Source organism: Corallococcus sp. BB11-1 (assembly GCF_026626625.1).
Taxonomy (GTDB): Bacteria; Myxococcota; Myxococcia; order Myxococcales; family Myxococcaceae; genus Corallococcus; species Corallococcus soli.
In genome coordinates this window covers 30,836-49,518 of record NZ_JAPNJY010000044.1, presented here as the reverse complement: position 1 = coordinate 49,518, position 18,683 = coordinate 30,836, and the positions used below count along the sequence as shown (strand labels likewise).

The window sequence follows — 18,683 nt, the reverse complement described above, 5'->3', positions numbered from 1 at the left end:
CCTGACGAGGGTGCCCGCCTCTTCGGGGATACTCTCTCCCTGTCCGGGTACACCCTGGACGGCACCATGTTCCTTCTGGGGCTGCTCGGCGACGGGAGTTCCGTCCTCGCGCCCTGGCGGCCCCGGTGGACGGGCGAGGACCTGGAAGAGGGCCCTCGTCGCGAGCGCTCCCTGCTCATCGACGAGGGACACGCGCCACCGCATGCGGCCTGGGCGCGGGAGGCCGCGCGCTACGCCGTCGTCTTCGGGTTGCTCTTGGAGGCCGAGGGCTCACGGCTCGGAATCGAAGAGGCGCCTCGAGGCGAGGCCCATGAGGGCCTGCCGGTGCGTACCGTCTACCTGCGTGGCCCCGTCGCCGCCCCGGCGGTGGCGTCCGAGACGGGCTTCGCCTGGCGCGGCGCGGTGGTGTAACGGGCCGGGGTAATGGATCGCAGTCGGGTCGGCCAAGCTGTTCGTAGCCGGGTCGGCCAAGCGGATCGCCCGTCAGAGAAGCGGGTGCGGCGGTCGGCTCAGGGCGAAGGCCGCCAGAAGAAACGTGGCCAGTGGGTGGGCTGAGTGCCTACCTGAGCGGTCATCCCATGCATCCTCACGCCCCACCGAGCACCGCCGGAGCGGTGCGCGGAGGGGCGCGCGCGGATGAGTTACCGGAGAGTCGACATGGACAGGTTGAGAGAGTTGGTGCGCCTGCACCGGATGGGGACGGGTGCGCGCGAAGTGGCCCGGCTGTTGAGGATGGGCCCGAATACGGAGCGGGCGTACCGCGCGGCACTCACGGCGGCAGGAATGCTGGAGGGACGCCCGGAGGAGGTGCCCGAGTTGGAAGCGCTCAAGGTGCTGGTGCTGGAGCACCGGCCGCTGAGGGTGCCCGCGCAGCAGACGTCATCACTGGTGGAGTGGCAGCCGCGCGTGGAGGCGTGGCTTGCTCAGGGACTGGGCGCCCGCGCGATTCACGACAGGCTGCGGCTGGAGGTGGAGGGCTTCAGCGCCAGCGATTCGGCGGTGAAGCGGATGGTGCGGCAGCTGCGCAAGGCGCGGGGCGTGCGGGCGGAGGACGTCGCCATCCCCGTCGTCACCGCGCCAGGGGAGGTGGCGCAGGTGGACTTCGGCTACGTGGGGAAGCTGCTGTGCCCCCGGCAGAAGGTGCCGAGGAAGGCTTGGGTTTTCGTCCTGGTGCTGGCGCACAGCCGCTACCTGGTGGCGGACGTCGTCTTCGAGCAGTCGCTGCCGACGTGGCTGCGGCTGCACGTGGAGGCCTTCGAGCAGCTGGGCGGCGTGGTACAGACGGTGGTGCCGGACAACTTGAAGGCCGCCGTGCTGCGCGCGGCCTTCACCCCGGACGAGCCGTCCGCCCTCAACCGCGGCTACCGCGAGGTGGCGCGGCATTACCCCCCTGTGTCAGGGAAGTTGTCGCCTCGGCTGAGCGGCCGGGATGACCACGCCTTGGGGGCGAGAGCAGGCAGGACGCAGTGCCGTACACGGATGGATTCAAGTCCCAGATGGTGAAGCGGATGGTGGGCCCCGGCGCGGTGAGTGCCGCGGCGCTGGCCCGCCAGGTGGGCGTGTCGCAGCCGACGTTGTCGCAGTGGTTGCGGGAGGCGAATAAGTTGGCGGCGATGACGCCCCCGCCCGAGGAGAAGAAGCCCGCCGTGCCTGCCGCGCCGAAGAAGTGGACACCCGAGGAGAAGCTGCGCGTGCTGGTGGCGGTCCAGGGGCTGACGGGCGAAGCGCTGGGGGCGCTGCTGCGCGGTGAGGGTCTGCATGAGGAGCAGTTGCAAGAGTGGCAGCAGGCGACGGCGGGAGCCCTATCGGGCGCCTCCACGCAGGCCCTGCCGGCCAAGGAGCGCAGGCGGCTGGCGGCGGCCGAGAAGCGGGTGAAGGAGTTGGAGCGCGAGTTGCGCCGCAAGGAGAAGGCACTGGCGGAGACGGCGGCGCTGCTGGTGCTCGAAAAAAAACTTCAGGCGACGGGCTGGGACGAGCGGGAGCTGGACGACGAGGACGACGCAGCGGACGAGAAGCGCGAGAAATGACGCTCGCCCACGTCGAGGAGGCCCTCCAGCAGGGCGTGCGCCTGGAGGCCGTCTGCGAGCGGCTCGGGGTGGCCCCTCGCACCATTCAACGCTGGAGGAAGCCGGCCACCGCGCAGGACGGGCGGTGCGGTCCGCGCACCCGGCCCGCCAACCGCCTTTCCGAAATCGAGAAGCGCCGCATGCTGGCGGTGGCCAACAGCGAGGAGTTCCGCGACGTCTCGCCCAAGCAGCTGGTGCCGAGACTCGCGGACCGGGGCGAATACGTGGCCAGCGAGGCGAGCTTCTACCGGGTGCTGCGCGAGGCAGGACAGCTGGTGCACCGGGGCCGCGCGAAGCCTCCCACGCCGCGCCCCAGGGCCGAGCATACGGCCCGCGCGCCCTGCCAGGTGTGGAGCTGGGACATCACCTACCTGAAGGGGCCGGTGAAGGGCTGCTTCCTCTACCTCTACCTCGTGGTGGACGTCTTCAGCCGCCGCATCATGGGCTGGCGCGTCCACGAGGAGGAGTCGTCCGCGCACGCCGCGGCCCTCATCCGCCAAAGCTGGCACGAGGCGGGCTGCCCCGAGGACCTGGTGCTGCATTCGGACAACGGCGGCCCCATGAAAGGCGCCACGATGCTGGCCACGCTGCAATGGCTGGGCGTGGCCCCCTCCTTCAGCCGACCCCGCGTCTCGGACGACAACGCCTTCTCCGAGGCCCTCTTCCGCACGCTGAAGTACCGCCCCTCCTTCCCCCAGCGAGCCTTCGCCTCGACGCGGGACGCGCAAGCGTGGGTGGTGCGTTTCGTCACCTGGTACAACACCGAGCACCGGCACTCCGCCATCCGCTTCGTCACGCCGGAAGCCAGGCACTTCGGCCTCGACGTCGCGCTGCTCGCCCAGCGCCACCAAGTGTACCAGCGTGCTCGCGCGCGTCACCCCGAGCGATGGAGCCGCGACACGCGCGACTGGACGCCCGCGGGCCCCGTGCGCCTCAACCCCTCACCGGAAGGACAGGAACTGAAGCGCATCGGCTGAACCCTTTCATGCGACAACTACCTTGACGCTCACCGTTACGGCTTCAAGGTGGACCCGACGCCGCCGTACGCGCCCCAGAAGAAGGGCAAGGTGGAAGCGGGCGTCAAGTACGTCCAGTCCAACTTCTTCAAGGGGCGCGAGGGTGTACCGCACCGGATTGTTGAGACACCAGATTGGTTGTAATCAGGCCGCCTGCTTCGACTGCATCAGCGCTCGCCGGGCCTGACTCGGCGAGAGGAAGTTGTGGCGCTCCAGCAGCCAGTGATCGTTGTACCGGTGAGCCCACTCCAGCAGGGCCCGCCGCAGTTCCTCCACGGTGGAGAAGGTGCGCACCCAGAGCAGCTGCTCCTTGAGGGCTCGGATGAATCGCTCGGCGCAGCCGTTGCCCTCGGGACTGCGGACGAAAGAGGGGCTGGATGCGTGGAGTTGCCCCCGTCAAATCGAACAGCTCAGGGTTGAGAGTTAGCAGTACGGAACTCGCGGGGTGACTTCATCTTGAGGCCCCGGTGAGGGTGGCAGCGGTTGTAGTCGTCGAACCAGGCGGGCAACTGCGCCAGGACATGGGCTGCCGAGTGCAACTCGTTGACGTACACGTAGTCGCGCTTGAAAGTCTTCACGAAGGCCTCGGCCATGCCGTTGCTCTGGGGAGAGTACGAGGGCGTGGTGCACACCCGCAGGCCGAGACCCAGGCCGAAGTCGCGGGTGTCCTTGGCGGTGTAGACGGGGCCGTTGTCCGACAGCCACTCCACCGGGTGGGGCGCCTTGGCGGTGCCCGGGCCGAAGCGGGCCTCGAGCGTCTCGACCATGAGGTCCTGGATGGTGAGCGCGGTGGGCGGCTGGGCGGCAGCCTGGAAGGCGATGGCTTCGCGGTCGCAGCAGTCCAGGCTGAAGGCGACGTGGACGCGCTCGCCATTCCAGCAGCGCACCTCGAAGCCGTCGGAGCACCAGCGCAGGTTGGACTTGAGCGTCACCACCTGGCCCTCGTGGGTGCGCGTCGGCTTGCCGGTATGGCGTTGCAGCAGCAGTCGGCCCTGGCGCATGAGGCGGTAGACGCGCTTGTGGTTCACGCCGGGCCTGCCCTCGGCTCGGCGCTGCCGGGTGAGGACAGCGCACGCCCTGCGGTAGCCGTAGGTGGCTCTCTGGCCGACAACGGTCTTGAGTTCCTCAAGGACCTCGGCGTCGGCCTGGGCGTCCGGGCGGCGGGGCTGCCGAGGGGAAAGGGGGCGGTGCAACGTGGAACGGGCGACCGCGAGGGCCCGGGCCACCGCGCTCACAGAATGCCTCCCAGCTTGGACAAGGCCGCGGGCGACAATAGTTTTTTTTTCGCGCGCCAGCTCCACCGCGTCCCGGAGGATTTCGGCCTCCTGCGTCTTCTTGCCCAGCAGCCGCTGCAGCTCGCGCACCTGGGCCTTGAGCGCCTGGACCTCGGACTCGGGCACCACGGCTTCGCCGGCCTGCAGCCCCGACACGCCACCCGACTCCTTCAACTGCCGCCACCGGAACAGCAGGCTGGCGTTGACGCCGTACTTGCGGGCCACCAGGGAGACGTTGCTGCCCGGCGCCTCGCACTCGGCCACCAGACGCAGCTTCTCCTCCGCCGAGTACCGGCGGCGGCGCTTGCTCTCGGGCCCCTCCGGGGCTCTCTCGTGGGTCTTCTTCTCCATCATCAGACTCGCTTTCTAGCCGATCGAGCCTGTCCGACTCTTCAGGGGGCTACACCAGCGGTGCTGCTGGACCTCTTCAGCCGCAAGGTGGTGGGCTGGGCCATGGACGAGCGAATCGACCGCGAATTGGTGCTGTCCGCGCTCGACATGGCGCTCCTGGAACGGCCTGCGCCAGCGCTCCATCACTCCGACCGCGGCAGTCAATACGCGAGCGAGGACTACCGCCGGCTGCTTGAAGTGCGAGGCATCGAGTGCAGCATGTCGCGCAAAGGCAACTGCTGGGAAAACGCGGTGGCGGAGAGCTTCTTCTCCACATTGAAGCTGGAGCTCGTCTACGTCACCCGCTTCAAGACGCGCGAGCAGGCACGGTGCGCACTGTTCGAGTACATTGAGGTATTCTACAACCGGAAGCGGCGCCACTCCGCCCTGGGCTACCTCAGCCCCGCCGAGTTCGAGCGAGTGGCCACAACGAGTAGGCTGGCCGCGTAACCAACCTGTCTACGGAACCGGGTCACGCCCAGGGCGGTACTTCAGCGTCTTGAAGTGGGCCTCGCTGAAGGGGTTGTCGTTGGAGACGTGGGGCCGGGAGTGCGTCTTCGTCACGCCGAGGTCCGCCATCAGCAGGGCCACGGGCTTGGACGTCATGGAGGAGCCACGGTCGGCGTGAATCGTCAGCTGGCCGGGTTGAATGCCCTGACGCTCGCAGGTTTGCGCCAGGAGCTTCTGGGCGAGCGCGGCCGACTCGCGGTGCGCCACCAGCCAGCCGACGACGCAGCGGCTGAAGACGTCCATGACGACGTAGAGGTAGAAGTACGTCCACTTCGCCGGGCCGTGCAGCTTGGTGATGTCCCAGCTCCAGAGCTCGTTCGGCTTCGTCGCGTGCACCTGGGGCGCTGGGTGGTTGGGGTGGCGCAGCTGGTTTCTGCGCTCGCGCACCTCCTGGTTCTCGGCCAACACCCGGTACAGCGTGCGCTCCGAGCACAGGTAGCGCCCCTCATCGAGCAGCTGCGCGTAGACTTCCGCGGGCGCTGCATCCACGAATCTCGGCTCATGCAGCACGGCGAGCACCTCGGCCCGCTGCTCGGGGGACAAGGCCCGCGGCTGACGGTGCTCCCGGGCCGGCCCCTGCTTCGGCCGCAGTCGGCGGTAGAAGGTGGCTCGTGGCAGGCCCATCACCTGGCACACCGGCGCGATGCCCAGCTCGCCCACGGCCTCGCGTGCCGCGGCCATCAGGGCTCCTCGTCTTGCTTGGGCAGTTCCACTCCCAGGATTTCCGATACTTTTTTTTGGAGCTCCAGCAGGGCCTCGGCGCGTTTGAGTCGCGCCTGGGAGCGGGCCAACTCTTTCTCCAGCTCGGCGATTCTCCGCGCACCTGGCTCGGCCACCTTCGCCGGGGGGCCTCGCTTGGAGGGCGCCAGGGCCGCCAGCCCTCCGGCCTTACGTTGGCGCCGCCACACGCTCAAGAGCGAGGAGTACAGCCCCTCGCGCCGCAGCAGCGCTCCTACCTCACCGGGCTTCGTGCAGCGGTCCGCTTCCTCGAGGATGCGTCGCTTGTCCTCCGCCGTGAAGCGACGACGCTTCGCCTTCTCCACCACCTCGGTCTCCCCAACCCGAGCCTCTTTCACCACCGGATTCATTGTTCCTGCCTGGCTCGCCCTGCACGCTAAACTACCGGGTACGAACTGTCTCACTCACGTTGGCAGAGAGGGCCGCGCGGTGAGGGCCTCCACCTTCGCCATCAGCTCGACGATGACCGCGTCGCGCGCGCTGCCACCTGCGCTTCCAATTCCGCGATGCGCGCATCCTTGGGGTCGAGCTCCGCCACGCGTGGCGGTGTGTCACGCCACAGCCGCCACCGTCGAGCGCCGTCCCGCCCACCGTCCGCTGCCTGGCAGTCCCTTCAAGCAGGCACTGTCCGGTGAACGGTTACCGGAATTTCAGGGAAGGAAGAAGGACCCTTCCCGGCTGGCCCCTCACGCAGGGGCGTCATCCGTTCTCGGGCAGGTACAGGGTGACGCCCACATCCGGGTCGAAGAGGGTGCGCTTCCTCGCCATCTTCCCGACCAGCTCCAGCAGCGTGTTGGGGAACGTGAACCGCTGCACGAAGGCATTCCTCCAGTCCTTCCAACCATGGGAGTCGAATAGATAGTAGGCATCTTCGTTCCGGGTGAGGGCCACGGTGTAGCCGCCCATCACCAGGGCCACCCCCATCCGGGGTCGCTGCTTCAGGATGGAGGCCAGCTCCTCGCCCAGCCGCTCCACACGGACCGTTCCCGCGCCCTCCAGCCGGAGGCCGCGCCGGGTGATCTCCGCTTCGGGAATCTCCAGCGGGTTGTAGTAGGGCGCCTGGGGTTGCAGGACCCCGGGGTCCACGACCCTGTCGCAGGACAGGGCCAGCGCTTCCATCAGCAGGGCCTCGTCCTCTGTATCCGTGAGCATCCGTTGGTAGAGCGCCGTGCCTTCCAGCAGGACGTTGTCGATGCCGTCGGAGTCGAGCCCGTGGTTCAGCATCGCCGCGATCCCCAGCACCGCCATCGCCGAGCACGCGGTCCGTCCACCCGGGATCTGGAACTGGTTGAGGCTGCCCTGGATGCAATGGGTGTCGAGCGGTGTGCCCCCCTGCTTCTGCTCCTTCAGGTAGTCCCGCAGCAACTTGAGGATTCCTTCCTCCAGGTCCCGCGTCCGCGGCGAGCCCACGCGGATGGAGAAGTCCCGCGGCAGGTTCCGGGCGCCGGGCTTGAGCGTGTCGTACCGCTGCGATTCGGGGGTGAGGTCAAAACCCCGGGGACGGATGCCGATCTGCTGGATGGCGCGGTAGGCATTGCGGAAGGCGCGCGCGAACTCGTCCAGCGGGGTGGCGTGCGTCAACAGCAGGGACGTGCCCACCTGGGAGCAGAGGCCGAAGAACTCGCTCAGGTGCTGGTCCGTCACGCCTTCGGCGCCCTTCTTCCAGGCGAGGTAGCTCTGGGTTTCGGGTTCATAGGGCGCGCCCCGGATGGCGACCGCGGTCGGTGTATTCAACGCCTTGCTGATCAACACACACGTCTGGCAGGCCAGCTTCCGCGGCTCCTGTCCCAACCCATCCACCATCAAGGACACCTGGTGGAGTGAGAACAGCAGCGCGTCCACCGCCTGCTTCTGGAGCTCCCAGGTCTCGAACTTGGCCCGGGACTGACGCTCGCGCAGCGAGTCCGTGAGCAACAACTGCCGGTTCTCCGCCCACTTTCGTGAGAACGGCGTGGTGCAGAAGATGCCGCCCGTGGGGGCGTGGTCGCTCGTCTTCGCCCACCAGTCCAGCGCGTTGTGGTTCGGATCCACCGGGAGCAGGCCCCGGGCGGGAGAGAAGATACCCGTGTGGTGGAGGGCAAAGGTCCGGCTGATGACGAAGAAGTCGGCGCGCTTGTTGAGCATGAAGCGGCCCTCCACCTGGGCCCAGTCCTTCACGTAGCCCTTCTCCTCGTAGCTCTCCTTGTTCTTCTTTGAGCTCACGCTGCGGTGGTGCAGCGGGGTCTGGTTCGTCGCGGAGACGGTCACCGCGAGCTCCAGCCCCAGCGCGTCCATCTTCACGTGGAAGAGGTCGCTCCACTGCCGCCGCTTGCTGTCGCTGTCAAACTTCAGCGTGGCTTCGGGATCGACGTAGTAGTCGCCCGCAATGATCCAATGCGTCTCGCGTTCTTGCGCGATGTGCTCGAAGAACCCAGACACCTGCTCGTACTCACCCTTGCGGCCCAGGCCCTTCCCCGCCGGAGAGGTGTGGACCACGCCAATGTGGACCGCGTTCCTCTTATCGCCGTTGACGACGAGGTCGTAGACCACGACCGGGCGCCAGTGCATGAAGTGGGTGTTGAGCTGCTGGTACTGCAGCTTCCGTGTGGCGACGAGCTCCTTCACGGTGTGCGGGTACTTGGTCTTCCATCCCGAAGGCTCATGGGTGCGCTTGACAGACTTCGCCCACTGGATGGGGGCACCCGTGTCGCTGTTTTCGTCCTTGATGACCTGCGCGCCATTGAAGGCCCGCCAGCGGAGCTGGATGCCGGAGCTGTTCCTGTAGATGATGGGATACCACTCGTTCTGGCTCTTCCCGAGGGTCCAATTTCCGTCGCCGGCCTTGAAGAGATAGCCCTCGACGTCCCCATCGTCCTCGAGCCCGTCGTCTTCTTCGCCATCCTCCGGCTCGCCATTGTATCTCGGGTAGACCGCCTGCATCTGGGGACCCATCACCAGCGTGAGCCCGTGGCCGGTGAAGTCGATGGCCTTCAGCAGCGGAAGCCCCTTCTTGTTGACCTCCTGGAGCACCAGGACGTCCAGCCAGGGGTTGCGCTCGAAGAGTAGCAGGAGGATGGCCTGCTTGGCCTTGGCGGTCCTGTCCCCGAAGTGGTTCAGGTTGAAGGTGCCGACGCCCAGGTCCAGTCCTGGGTCCAGGTGCGGCGCCTCCTCCATGACCAGGGGGACCAGCTTCTTGGGCTCCAGGCGGCGCCGCTTCGCTGGCGGCTGATAGGGCAGGATGACCTGTCCGGGGGTGTCCTTCTGGTTGTGCTTTCGCTTGAGGTCCGGTTGCGTGCTGAAGGATTGAAGCTTCGTTCGTGCCTCCTGGGCCCGCTCGGTGAAGTCCTGGTCCCGATGGAAGAACAGGACCAGACCGGATCGAAGGGTGAAGGTCTCCCGTTTGGCGAAGGCCTGCTTCTTCTTGAAGCCAGGGCCGCCCTCCTTCATCGAGTTCTGGGCGCCACAAGCCCGGCACCGCGCCGGCTTGAGCATGTAGAAAGCCTGGAAGCCGCAAATGGTGCAGTGGAAACGCATGCCTTCTCCTTGGGGTACACACCAACCGCCGCCTCCATCCTCACGCGCCCAACATCGTGATGCCATGGCGGGTGCTGTTGGGCCCCTTCGCGCTGAACCCGGGGTTGAACCGTGTACGTGACGAAGCGGCCCCCGGGCTTCAGGTGGGCGTGGATGTTGCAGATAGTGCGAATAGAAGGCCTGTTGAGGGTGGGGGCTGGAGCGGAGGTACCGAGGAGGGACGCTGACGGGTGCCGCCGAGCTGTGCGCCAAGCCGGTGGAGAAGCCGTGCAGCCCTCATGGGGCACACGCCCGCTCAGCCCCGAACAGGTTGGTGGAACCTCAGGCGGTAAGACTCCCTGTGGGAAGAGTTGCCGTGAGGGTCTAGCCTGTTTGGGTGGAAGGGATTGCGCTACCGGGCCCAACCTTCTTGTTCTAGCAATGCCATGACGCGCTCGCGGACCTCGTCGCGAATCTCCCGCACTCGCTCCAATGGCTTGCCCTTCGGATCCTCCAAAGGCCAATCGCCACGCTTCAGTCCGGGCACGAAGGGGCACGCGTCCCCGCATCCCATGGTGATGAGCCATTGGGCACCTTGCGCCAGCTCATCGGTGAGGCGCTGGGGGTGGGCGGATGACAGGTCGACGCCGGCCTCCGCCATCACGGTCTGGACCTCGGGATGGACACGCGCTCCCGGTTGGGTCCCCGCGGAGAGGGCCCGCGCCCTGGCCGGATCCGCCAGGAGGTTGAAGCAGGCCGCCGCCATCTGCGAGCGGCCGGCGTTGTGGACGCAGGCGAAGATGACCGACGTCATGGTGACGACTCCTGGGCTGGCAGGCGGAGGCCCGCGCGCTTCGGGACGCGGCGGGCCGGGAGCAGGTCGATGAGCGATTGCGCTTCGTCCCAGCCCACGCTCGGCAGCACGACGTAGGAACCCGCGACGTCGATCCTCACGTGCCCGATGCCGTAGCCGCGCTCCAGCGGGCCCTGTCGCGCGCGGACGGACTGGATGCGCGCGCGCTGGACCACCGTGGTGCGCCTGCGCCAGAAGCCCTGTCGCACCACCACCAGCGCGTCGGTGATGAGCCAGCCCTGGAAGCGCCAGTCGAACCACGCGGCCAGGAGCTGCGCGGGCACCAGGCCCCAGGCGAGCGCCCCCCACGGGCCCCAGAACCACGTCGCGGGCGCGGCCACGAGCACGCCCAGGCCCACCGCGCGGATGCGCGCACGCAACAACGCCTTCGGATGCGCGGGCTTGAGGGGCAGGGCGTCGATGGCGTCCGGCAGCTCCGGAACGAACTCGCGCAGCAGGCCGGGCATGCTCGCGGTGGGCACCACGGGCACCAGCAGCTCCGCGCGCTCCGTGGCCTCCTTGCCGGCCCGGACACCCGCCGTCTCCACCTCCACCGAGCCGAAGCCCAGCGCGCGCCGCAGCAGGGGCTCATCCAGCACCACCTGCTGGATGCGCGCCCGCCGCACCGTCACCTGCCGGCGCGTAATGAGGCCGCCCACCGCGCGCAGGTGCGTGCCGGTGTCCACCAGCCGGAAGCCATGGAAGCGCAGCACCGCGCGGGCGCCGCTCACCACCCACAGGCCGAACAGCCCCGCGAGCGCCGCCACCGTCGCGGCCAGCCACCCCATGCCGGGCGCCGCCACCGCCTCCCAGTGCGCCTCCATCCAGGGGAGCAGCAGCTTGTGGAAGGTCTCGGTGATCTCATGCAGGGCGCCCATCACCACCGCGAGCACGCCCACCCCCAGCGCGGTCGCGCCGTAGAGCAGCAGCGCGCCCAGCCGGGCCTCGGAGAGCACCCGCTCGCCCGGCGCGGCGTCTCCCGGCGTGGCCGGGAGGAGCCCCGCCGGACCTTCGCCGCGCACCACCTGGAGCGCGTCGATCAGCGCCTGCGCGTCCTCCGGTGTCAGGCCTCGCAGGTGGCCGTCCGCCTTGCCCCCGGAGGCCGTCTCCACCTTCACCTCCACGAGCCCGAGCAGCTTCGACACGAACGGCTGGAGCACCTCCGTGTTCTGCACCCGCGCCGCCTCGATGAAGCGCGAGGTGCGCGTGAAGATGCCGGAGCGGATCTCCAACTGGGCGCCGTCCAGGCGGTAGCTCAGCGTGGCCACCTCATAGAGCCCGATGGCGAGCATCAACAGCGCCAGACCCACCACGATGACCCAGAGCACGGTGGGCAGGCCGCGCTCGCCCGCGAAGTACGTGGGCAGCAGCGCGCCCAGGAGCATGCGCCCCACCATCCCCGTGAGGGGCACCAGCGCCGCCAGCGGCGCCTTGGGACTCAGCCGCTTCCAGGCAACTTCTCCCGCTGCGACGGGCAGGGCCTCCGCGGACACGGACACGGGCTCAGACGACATCGTCCGCCTCGCGCCGCACCAGCTTTTCGCGCAGCGCATCCGCCGTCTCCCGGGCCAGGCCCGGAATCTCTCCGTCCGCGCCGCTGCCCGCGGCGGTGAAGATCTGGAGGCGCGCCAATCCCAGGGAGCGCTCGATGGGGCCCTGGTGGACGTCCACGTGCTGGATGCGGCCCGCGGGGATGGACACCACCTGGTGCATCAGCACGCCGTGGGAGATGACCAGATCATGCTCGCGCAGCGCCCAGCCCCACCGCTCATGCGCGCGTTGCGGATACCACGCCGTCAGCACGCTCAGCCCCAGCACGACCGCGCACGGCAGCAGGAAGGGCCAGTGCTCCACGCCCGAGAACGACAGCATCAGGGCCACGCCGAAGGCCACGGCCCCGTACACCCCGATGCGCAGCAGCGCCCGGATGCGGAACAACGTGAGCGCTCCGCGAGGGAGGCGTTCCAGCGTCGGCAGGGGAGCGGTCATGGGCGATTCCTCCGGGGACTCCCCGAATGTACCGCCATCCAACCCCTCCCGCTGGAACTTGACTGTAAAACTGAACGGGGCTTCAGGTTCTTCCTGCCTGCTGAAACAGCGGAGCGTCGCGCCGTCCCCTCACGGGGCCTGCGCGATCTCCGAGCTCGTGAAGAGCACCCGGCCCAGCTCCTCGATCGTGATGGAGAGGACCACGGTGTCGCTCACCGAGTGGATCCATCGCGTGGGCACGTCAGCCCGGCCCGCGTGGAAGTAGTTCCAATACACCCCCAGCTGCTCGGAGCTCTCCGAGGCCAGCTTCACCTGGAACGATTCGACCTTCCAGGTCTCGTCGTTGATCGTCAGGGTCTCCACGGTCCCCAGCTTCTGTCCTCCCGCCGCGACGACCGTACGGCCCTGGGCGACGCTTTCTGCAAAGCGCATGTGCCAACTCCTTTCCTCACTCACAAGGATGGGGATGCCGCGAGCGCTCCGCCGCTGTTCTCACGGCTTCCCACCCGGGTCCGGGTGGCTTGCCTGCCCTGCGGCGCCTGCTCGATGCGGATGAGCTTCAACCGGGCGAGCAGGCGCATCACCTGCCAGGTGGGATCAAATTCGAAGCGCTTCGCCGCGAAGTCGGGGCTCGCCGGCCGGGCGTGGTGGTTGTTCTGGAACAGCTCGCCCATGCACAGCACGTCCACGGGCAGCGTGTTGCGGGACGCGTCCCGGCTGGCGAAGTTGCGGTAGCCGTAGCGGTGTCCGCACCAGTTGACGATGGCGCCGTGCACCGGCCCCATCACGAAGTGCATGGGCAGCAGCGCCCAGTGCCACGGGCGCGTGGCGAAGCGCTTGTAGAACAAGGTGTAGAGCGCGCCGAAGGCGATGCGCGTGGGCCATTGGTTGAAGACCCGGTCCACGGCGGGCCACTCGGGGTAGCCCCCGAGGAAGCGCGGCTCGGAGGCGATGCGGCCGGTGAGCAGGCCCGCATAGCGGCGCGCCGTGTGGAGCATCATGCGCAGCGGGTTCTTCTGGTGCACGGGCGAGTGCGGATCGCGTTCGGTGTCCGCGTAGGCGTGGTGCTCACGGTGCAGGATGGCGTAGGCCCTGGGGTCCAGGTAGCTCGACCCCTGGACCAGGGCCGTCGACAGGTGCAGGGCCCGCTCGGTGCGCGGCCCCGCCGTGAACATGCGGTGCGCGGCGTAGCGGTGCTGGAAGAGGCTCTGGAAGAGCACGCTCAGCGACCAGTGGGAGGCGAAGAAGAAGGGAACCATGCAGGGAGAACCTCCCGGCATGTCACCCCCCTGTCAGGCCCGGCCCGAAACCACCGCGCCTCCGTGGCCAGGCGCACCTGTTGCGCGAAGCCCTCCCTATGAGGGCTCGGCCTGGAACGGCCGGGAGTCCAGGGGCAGCTCCAGGGTGAAGGTCGTCCCAGTGGTGTCCTCGCTCGTGACGGTGACCTTCCCGCCGTGCGCCTGGGCGCAGCCCCACACCAGCGTCAATCCCAGTCCCCAGCCCCTGGCGGGCCCGCCCTGCGCGGCGCGCGTCCGGGTGAAGGGCTGGAAGATGCTCTCCTGTTCGGCGCGGGGAATCATGGGGCCGTGGTTGTGAACGGCGGCCCGCGCCCCTGACGGGGTCCTGGCGATGGTGAAGGTGATGGGCTGACCGGGCGCTCCGTACTTGAAGGCGTTGCTCCCCAGGTTCCACAGGGCGCGACGCAGCTCCTCGGCGCTCCAGATGCCCTGGACGCGCTCCTCCGCGACGAGGACGAACTGCTCTCCGTGGACGGCCCGCAGCTCCTCGACGACCTCCTGGGCGACCCCTCCGAGGTCGCACTCATCCAGGCGCAGCGGCAGCCGCTCTCCCGCGCGGATGCGATTGGCGTCGAGCAGGTCCCGGACCATCCGGTCCGTGCGCTCGATGTTCCGGTCGATCCTCAACGCCAACTCGCGCCGCTCATCCAGCTTCTCGGGGAAGCGCATGAGCATCTGGGCCCCCATCCTCGCGGCGGACAGGGGGCCGCGCAGGTCGTGGGCCAGGACCGAAACGAACCGCTCGCGCAGCGCACGTTCCGCCTTGAGGTCCTCGATCTTCTCCCGCAGGTCCGCGTACAGCCTGGCGTTGTCCAGGTGGACGCTCAGGTGTTGCCCGAGCGATTGGAGCCGCGTCTTCTCCCGGATGGTGAACTCCCGGACCTCGGAGATGCCCACGTACAGGACCCCCATCAGTGCATGGTGGGGAGGAAGCCGGACGCCGAGCACGGAGCGGATGCCGCTGTTGCGGAGCGTGTCGCTCACTTCCATGCTCGTGGTCCTGGCGTCCCGCAGCGTGCTGGTCTCCTCTCCCGCGGCCGCGACCGTTCCCGGGAAGGACGACAGTGCCAGTGACGTGGCGTAGTGCTCGAAGTCCTCATCCGCGGCGCCCGCGGAGGCCGCGGTCACGAGCTTCTGGGTCGCCGGCTCGTACAGGAGCAGCGCCACGCTCTGGGCTCCCATCGCTTCGCGGATGAGCTCGAGCACCTCCTTCAGGCGGTCGCGCAGGGTCGCTGCGTCCGAGCCCAGCGCCTCGCTGGCCACCTGCTGGAGCAGGCGCAGGTAGCGCTTCTCCGTCTGCTCATCTTCCAGCAGGTGCTTGCTGAAGAGGTCCGTCACCGCCGAGGAGGCCGCATGCAGCTCGGTGAGGAGCCACTCGACGTCCTGGGCCTCGGGTTGCTGGTCGTGCGGAGCGCTGCTCCACATCTGGGTGATGCACCGTCCCAGGAGGGCGAACTCCTCGACGACCTCCGCTACGTGGAAGCCCTGGCGAAGCCGCGCGGACACATGGCTCTGGACGTATTCCTGCTGCTTGCTGATGCCGGTCCCGGGCGTCTCCCCCCCCTTCTCGGCGAGGGAGGACAGGTACGTCGGCATGATGTTCCTGAACTCGGGCGCCCCGAGCCCCCGGGCCGACGCGGTCCGGTTCGCCTCCGCCGTCCACCGCCGGATGATTTCCGCGTGATGCGTTCGAATGATGTCCGCGACACTGACCATCGCCATTGCGCTTCCTGGGGCACTGGAGGTCCCTGGAGCCGCGCTAGCACTGCTGCATGGGACGAGCGACCAGGGCGGCGCCGGGGTGTTGCGATCCGGGCATTTCAAAAAAGGTGGAGGGAGCGGGTCGCCAGCGCAAGGGCTTGATTGCTGGCGACGGTGCGGTCGCCTGCCGGAGGTTCGTGTCCTTCCCGCCGGTTCAGCCCCGTCGGGCGCCCGCGGGTTCCACGGGAGGTGGGGCGTCCACGTTGATGCCGTCGCGGCGCAACTCGTCTGACTGCGCGAGCTGGGCCTGGGTTCCCGGCGGCAGTGCGTACCAACCAGGGTCGCCTTCGCCGTCCAGCCTCGCCCTGACCTTGAGCAGGGTGAACATGCCGCCCATGGTGATCTCGTCGTAGGGCCCCTTGCCGCCCACCATGGCGATGGAGTTCGCGGGCACGGGCATGTGGTGCATGCCGCCCATGTCCCCCATGCCCGTCTGGCCCATGGTCATGTAGCCGGGCAGCAGCGGGCGCACCTTCGCATCCAGGCCCCCGGGCTTCACGCCGATGAGGTTGGGCAGGTCGTGGCCCATCTGGTTCATCACGTGGTGGGTCATGTGGCAGTGCATGGCCCAGTCGCCGGGTTCGTCCGCGACGAACTCGATGGTGCGCGTGCTGCCGGTGGGCACCAGCACCGTCGTCTCCGGCCACTGCGCGCTGTCGGGGATGCGGCCTCCGTCCGTCTCGGTGATGCGGAACTGGTAGCCGTGCAGGTGGATGGGGTGGTGGTCCATCGCGCTCAGGTTGCCGAAGCGGATGCGCACGCGCTCGCCCTGACGCACGACGAGCGGCTCCGTGCCGGGGAACGCCTTCGCGTTCATCGTCAGGACGTTGAAGTCCGTCATCTCGTTGGGGTCCGGGCGGTGGGTGCCCGGGTCGATGCGCCACTCGTGCAGCATGATGGCGAAGTCGCGGTCCACGCGCGGGCCCACCGGCTTGCGCGGGTGGATGACGAACAGGCCCACCATGCCCAGCGCCATCTGGGTCATCTCGTCGTGGTGCGAGTGGTACATGCCCGTGCCCGACTGGCGCACCGTGAACTCGTAGCGGTAGGTCTCCCCCGGTGCGATGGCCTTCTGGTTGAGGCCGCCCACGCCGTCCATGCCGTTGGGCAGCAGGAGGCCGTGCCAGTGCACGGTGGTGTGCGCGGGCAGCCGGTTGGTGACGTAGAAGCGGACGCGGTCGCCCTCCACCACCTCGATGGTGGGGCCGTGCACCTGGCCGTTGTAGCCCCAGCAGGTGGCCTTGAGGCCGGGCGCGAACTCGTGCTCCACCTCCTGCGCCACCAGGTGGAACACCTTCACGCCGCCCACGTCCTTCCACGGCAGCTTCGTGCCGTTGGGCACCACGATGGGTTGGTAGTCCCGTCCCGCCCGTCCGGGCGGCAGGTGCGTCTGGCGTGCGACGCGGCCTCCAGAGGCCGCTGCGGAGTGATCACGCGGGGCCCTGGCGCCGGGCACGTCGGATTGGGCTCGGGCCTCGCGGCCCTGCATCAGCAGGGCCCCGGTGGCCAGCGTGGCGCCCGTGCGTGCGAGGAGGCTTCGGCGGGTGAGTGAGGGAGCGGGCTGCTCCGTGGGGGCCTGGGACTCCGTGTCCTCGGGCGCCCGGGGCGCTTCGTCAGTGGGCGTGGTGCTCATGGGTGGGTTCCGGGGAAGGGGGCAGGGGAGGCGTGGTGGGAGGAGGCGTGGCGGCAGGAGGCGTGGCGGCAGGAGGCGCGGCGGCCTTGGGGAGGCGTCCTCCCACGAGGCGCTCCAGGTCGGCGCGGGTGGACCAGTAGTCGCGGACGGCTTCCAGGTAGGCGCGCCAGGCTTCCACCTGTTCGCGCCGGGCGATGAGGAGCACCGGCAGGCCGATCTGCATCGCGTTGTACTGGCGCTGTGACTCCTCGACGATGGTGGCGCGCAGCGGGAGCACGACCTTGTGGTAGCGCTCCGCCATGTTCCGGAGCGTCACCAGCCGGGCCCTCGCGGCGCGCACCTCCGAGCGGGCGTTCACGGACAGCTCCGTCAGCCGGTTCTCGCCCTGGCGGTGCTGGGCCTCCAGCCGCGCGATGAGGGCTTGTCTCTGGTCGAAGATGGGCAGCTCCAGCGACAGCGTGGGGCCCAGGAGGCGGGGGCCGTTCGCGTCGCGGTGCGTGTGCACGCCCACCTCCACGCGGCCGAAGAAGCGCGTGCTGCGCGCCAGCTCCAGCGCGTTCCACAGCAGCGAGGCCTGCTTGCGGGCCGCGTCGATGTCCAGCCGCTGCCGGATGGCGAGCGTCTCCAGGCGCTCCAGCGACGTCTCCGAGGCTGGCACCTCCGGCAGCTTCTCCGTCAGCGTCCACTGGACCCGGGGGCCGAACAGGCCCATCAGCCGGTTGAGGTGTTCGCGGGCCTCGAACAGCGCCAGCTCATCCTGGGCGAGCTCCAGCCGGGCCTGCTCCAGCGCCGCCTGCTCGGTGGCGAGCGCCAGCACCGTGACGTTGCCCGCGGTGCGCTGCCGGGCCGCGAGGTCCGCCGCGGCATCAGCGGCCAGGAGCACCTCGCGGCGCAGGGCGACGAGCTGCTGGCGCGCCTGGACCTCGGTGAACGTCTGACGGACCTCCGCGGTGGTGACCAGGGCCTCGTGCGCGACACGCAGCGTGTCCGCGATGAACTGCTCCTTCGCCACGCGCTTGCGCAGGGGCAGCGTGAAGAGGTCCACGAAGCTCTGGGCGATGGAGAACTCCGATTCGGTGTTGCCGTCGGAGGACAGCGGGAAGCCGACGCTCCCGCTGAACGAAGGGTTGGTCAGCAGCCCGGCCTGCACCATGTCCGCCTGGGACACGCCCAGCTCCTCGTACGTGCCCTGGAGGGCCGGGTTGTTGAGCAACGCCACCTCCACCGCGCGATCCGACGTGAGGGCTCCGGCGAGCAGCGCCTCCAGGTGCTGTTGCACCTGGGCGTCCTCGGGGGTGCCCTGGTTCCAGCGAGTCTTCAGGCCCGTGCGCTCCTCCACGAGCGCCGCCACCTCCGAATGCCCGCGCTCCTTGCGCACGGAGGCGCAGCCACCCAGGAAGAAGACCGCGAGGAGGCAGGGGTATTTCCAGTGCACACGAGACCTCGGAACAGGGCGTGCCTGAACGGCAAGCCAGGATGCGAACCGCTGTCGAGCAAGGGACGGGCCAGGACGTTGGCCAGCGCAAACCCACGGAACGACGGAGTTCGGAGTCGCACGCAGCCGCTGCCTCCGAGGGCAGGGTGTGACCGTGGACGTCACACTGTGATGACCGGAGTGGGAGCTCGCGCGTCACGTCCCCGTGTCGGAGCGGGGTGGCAGCAT

The 18,683-nt window shown here is 68.8% G+C and carries 13 protein-coding genes and 3 pseudogenes; 4 read left to right on the top strand and 12 right to left on the bottom strand.

The window, feature by feature from the left end:
* Positions 1-66: 66 nt before the first annotated feature.
* The 3 genes from OV207_RS36645 (at position 67) to OV207_RS36635 (ending at position 3,043) form a co-directional block, all read left to right on the top strand.
* The gene (locus OV207_RS36645; protein ID WP_267559717.1) at positions 67-411 is read left to right on the top strand and encodes a hypothetical protein; all 345 of its coding nucleotides are present in this window, start codon (positions 67-69) and stop codon (positions 409-411) included.
* Between the two features lie 246 nt (positions 412-657).
* On the top strand, positions 658-1,503 hold the full coding sequence (locus OV207_RS36640) for a DDE-type integrase/transposase/recombinase (protein ID WP_267559716.1): 846 nt from the start codon (positions 658-660) through the stop codon (positions 1,501-1,503).
* Positions 1,467-3,043 (top strand): IS3 family transposase gene (locus OV207_RS36635; RefSeq protein ID WP_420715294.1). Its coding sequence is split into 2 segments (ribosomal slippage): positions 1,467-1,952 and positions 1,955-3,043, totalling 1,575 coding nucleotides; the frame shifts between segments, so codons are not numbered across the junction. Before OV207_RS36640 ends, OV207_RS36635 begins: the two co-directional genes overlap by 37 nt.
* 183 nt (positions 3,044-3,226) lie before the next feature.
* Here OV207_RS36635 and OV207_RS36630 read toward each other — a convergent pair.
* Together OV207_RS36630 and OV207_RS36625 are read right to left on the bottom strand one after the other, a co-directional pair.
* Positions 3,227-3,463: pseudogene (locus OV207_RS36630) on the bottom strand (integrase core domain-containing protein); the annotation flags it as partial.
* 29 nt (positions 3,464-3,492) lie between these two features.
* Positions 3,493-4,710, bottom strand: a complete 1,218-nt coding sequence (locus tag OV207_RS36625) for an IS3 family transposase (protein WP_267559715.1) — start codon at positions 4,708-4,710, stop codon at positions 3,493-3,495.
* A 54-nt stretch (positions 4,711-4,764) separates the two neighbouring features.
* On the opposite strand from OV207_RS36625, the pseudogene OV207_RS36620 reads away from it, so the two are divergent.
* Positions 4,765-5,196 (top strand): annotated as a pseudogene (locus tag OV207_RS36620) (IS3 family transposase); the annotation flags it as partial.
* 30 nt (positions 5,197-5,226) lie between these two features.
* Here the strand turns inward: OV207_RS36620 and OV207_RS36615 are convergent.
* From OV207_RS36615 to OV207_RS36570, 10 genes and pseudogenes are all read right to left on the bottom strand, one after another.
* A pseudogene (locus OV207_RS36615) lies at positions 5,227-6,344 on the bottom strand (IS3 family transposase); the annotation flags it as partial.
* Positions 6,345-6,693: 349 nt separating this feature from the next.
* Positions 6,694-9,507, bottom strand: coding sequence for a hypothetical protein (locus tag OV207_RS36610; protein ID WP_267559714.1), 2,814 nt, complete (start codon positions 9,505-9,507; stop codon positions 6,694-6,696).
* Positions 9,508-9,898: 391 nt separating this feature from the next.
* Positions 9,899-10,300: a low molecular weight phosphatase family protein gene (locus tag OV207_RS36605; protein WP_267559713.1), complete on the bottom strand. Its 402-nt coding sequence runs from the start codon at positions 10,298-10,300 to the stop codon at positions 9,899-9,901.
* Positions 10,297-11,853: a PH domain-containing protein gene (locus OV207_RS36600; protein ID WP_267559712.1), complete on the bottom strand. Its 1,557-nt coding sequence runs from the start codon at positions 11,851-11,853 to the stop codon at positions 10,297-10,299. Before OV207_RS36600 ends, OV207_RS36605 begins: the two co-directional genes overlap by 4 nt.
* Entirely contained in the window at positions 11,843-12,328 is a 486-nt protein-coding gene (locus tag OV207_RS36595; protein ID WP_267559711.1) for a PH domain-containing protein, read from the bottom strand. The genes OV207_RS36600 and OV207_RS36595 overlap by 11 nt, the downstream gene beginning before the upstream one ends.
* A 129-nt stretch (positions 12,329-12,457) precedes the next feature.
* On the bottom strand, positions 12,458-12,760 hold the full coding sequence (locus OV207_RS36590) for a PRC-barrel domain containing protein (RefSeq protein ID WP_267559710.1): 303 nt from the start codon (positions 12,758-12,760) through the stop codon (positions 12,458-12,460).
* 20 nt (positions 12,761-12,780) lie between these two features.
* A complete protein-coding gene (locus OV207_RS36585) occupies positions 12,781-13,587 on the bottom strand; it encodes an acyl-CoA desaturase (protein WP_267559709.1) in 807 nt (268 codons plus the stop codon).
* Between the two features lie 96 nt (positions 13,588-13,683).
* Positions 13,684-15,348, bottom strand: coding sequence for a sensor histidine kinase (locus OV207_RS36580; protein WP_267559708.1), 1,665 nt, complete (start codon positions 15,346-15,348; stop codon positions 13,684-13,686).
* Positions 15,349-15,541: 193 nt separating this feature from the next.
* Entirely contained in the window at positions 15,542-17,020 is a 1,479-nt protein-coding gene (locus OV207_RS36575) for a multicopper oxidase family protein (RefSeq protein ID WP_267559707.1), read from the bottom strand.
* Positions 17,001-18,455, bottom strand: a complete 1,455-nt coding sequence (locus tag OV207_RS36570; RefSeq protein ID WP_267559706.1) for a TolC family protein — start codon at positions 18,453-18,455, stop codon at positions 17,001-17,003. The genes OV207_RS36575 and OV207_RS36570 overlap by 20 nt, the downstream gene beginning before the upstream one ends.
* Positions 18,456-18,683 lie beyond the last annotated feature (228 nt).

Coding starts and splice junctions, on each gene's coding strand:
- OV207_RS36590 (WP_267559710.1), bottom strand. CDS start 12,760: ATGCGCTTTGCAGAAAGCGTCGCCCAGGGCCGTACGGTCGTCGCGGCG.
- OV207_RS36595 (WP_267559711.1), bottom strand. CDS start 12,328: ATGACCGCTCCCCTGCCGACGCTGGAACGCCTCCCTCGCGGAGCGCTC.
- OV207_RS36610 (WP_267559714.1), bottom strand. CDS start 9,507: ATGCGTTTCCACTGCACCATTTGCGGCTTCCAGGCTTTCTACATGCTC.
- OV207_RS36625 (WP_267559715.1), bottom strand. CDS start 4,710: ATGATGGAGAAGAAGACCCACGAGAGAGCCCCGGAGGGGCCCGAGAGC.
- OV207_RS36600 (WP_267559712.1), bottom strand. CDS start 11,853: ATGTCGTCTGAGCCCGTGTCCGTGTCCGCGGAGGCCCTGCCCGTCGCA.
- OV207_RS36580 (WP_267559708.1), bottom strand. CDS start 15,348: ATGGCGATGGTCAGTGTCGCGGACATCATTCGAACGCATCACGCGGAA.
- OV207_RS36640 (WP_267559716.1), top strand. CDS start 658: ATGGACAGGTTGAGAGAGTTGGTGCGCCTGCACCGGATGGGGACGGGT.
- OV207_RS36605 (WP_267559713.1), bottom strand. CDS start 10,300: ATGACGTCGGTCATCTTCGCCTGCGTCCACAACGCCGGCCGCTCGCAG.
- OV207_RS36575 (WP_267559707.1), bottom strand. CDS start 17,020: ATGAGCACCACGCCCACTGACGAAGCGCCCCGGGCGCCCGAGGACACG.
- OV207_RS36585 (WP_267559709.1), bottom strand. CDS start 13,587: ATGGTTCCCTTCTTCTTCGCCTCCCACTGGTCGCTGAGCGTGCTCTTC.
- OV207_RS36645 (WP_267559717.1), top strand. CDS start 67: ATGTTCCTTCTGGGGCTGCTCGGCGACGGGAGTTCCGTCCTCGCGCCC.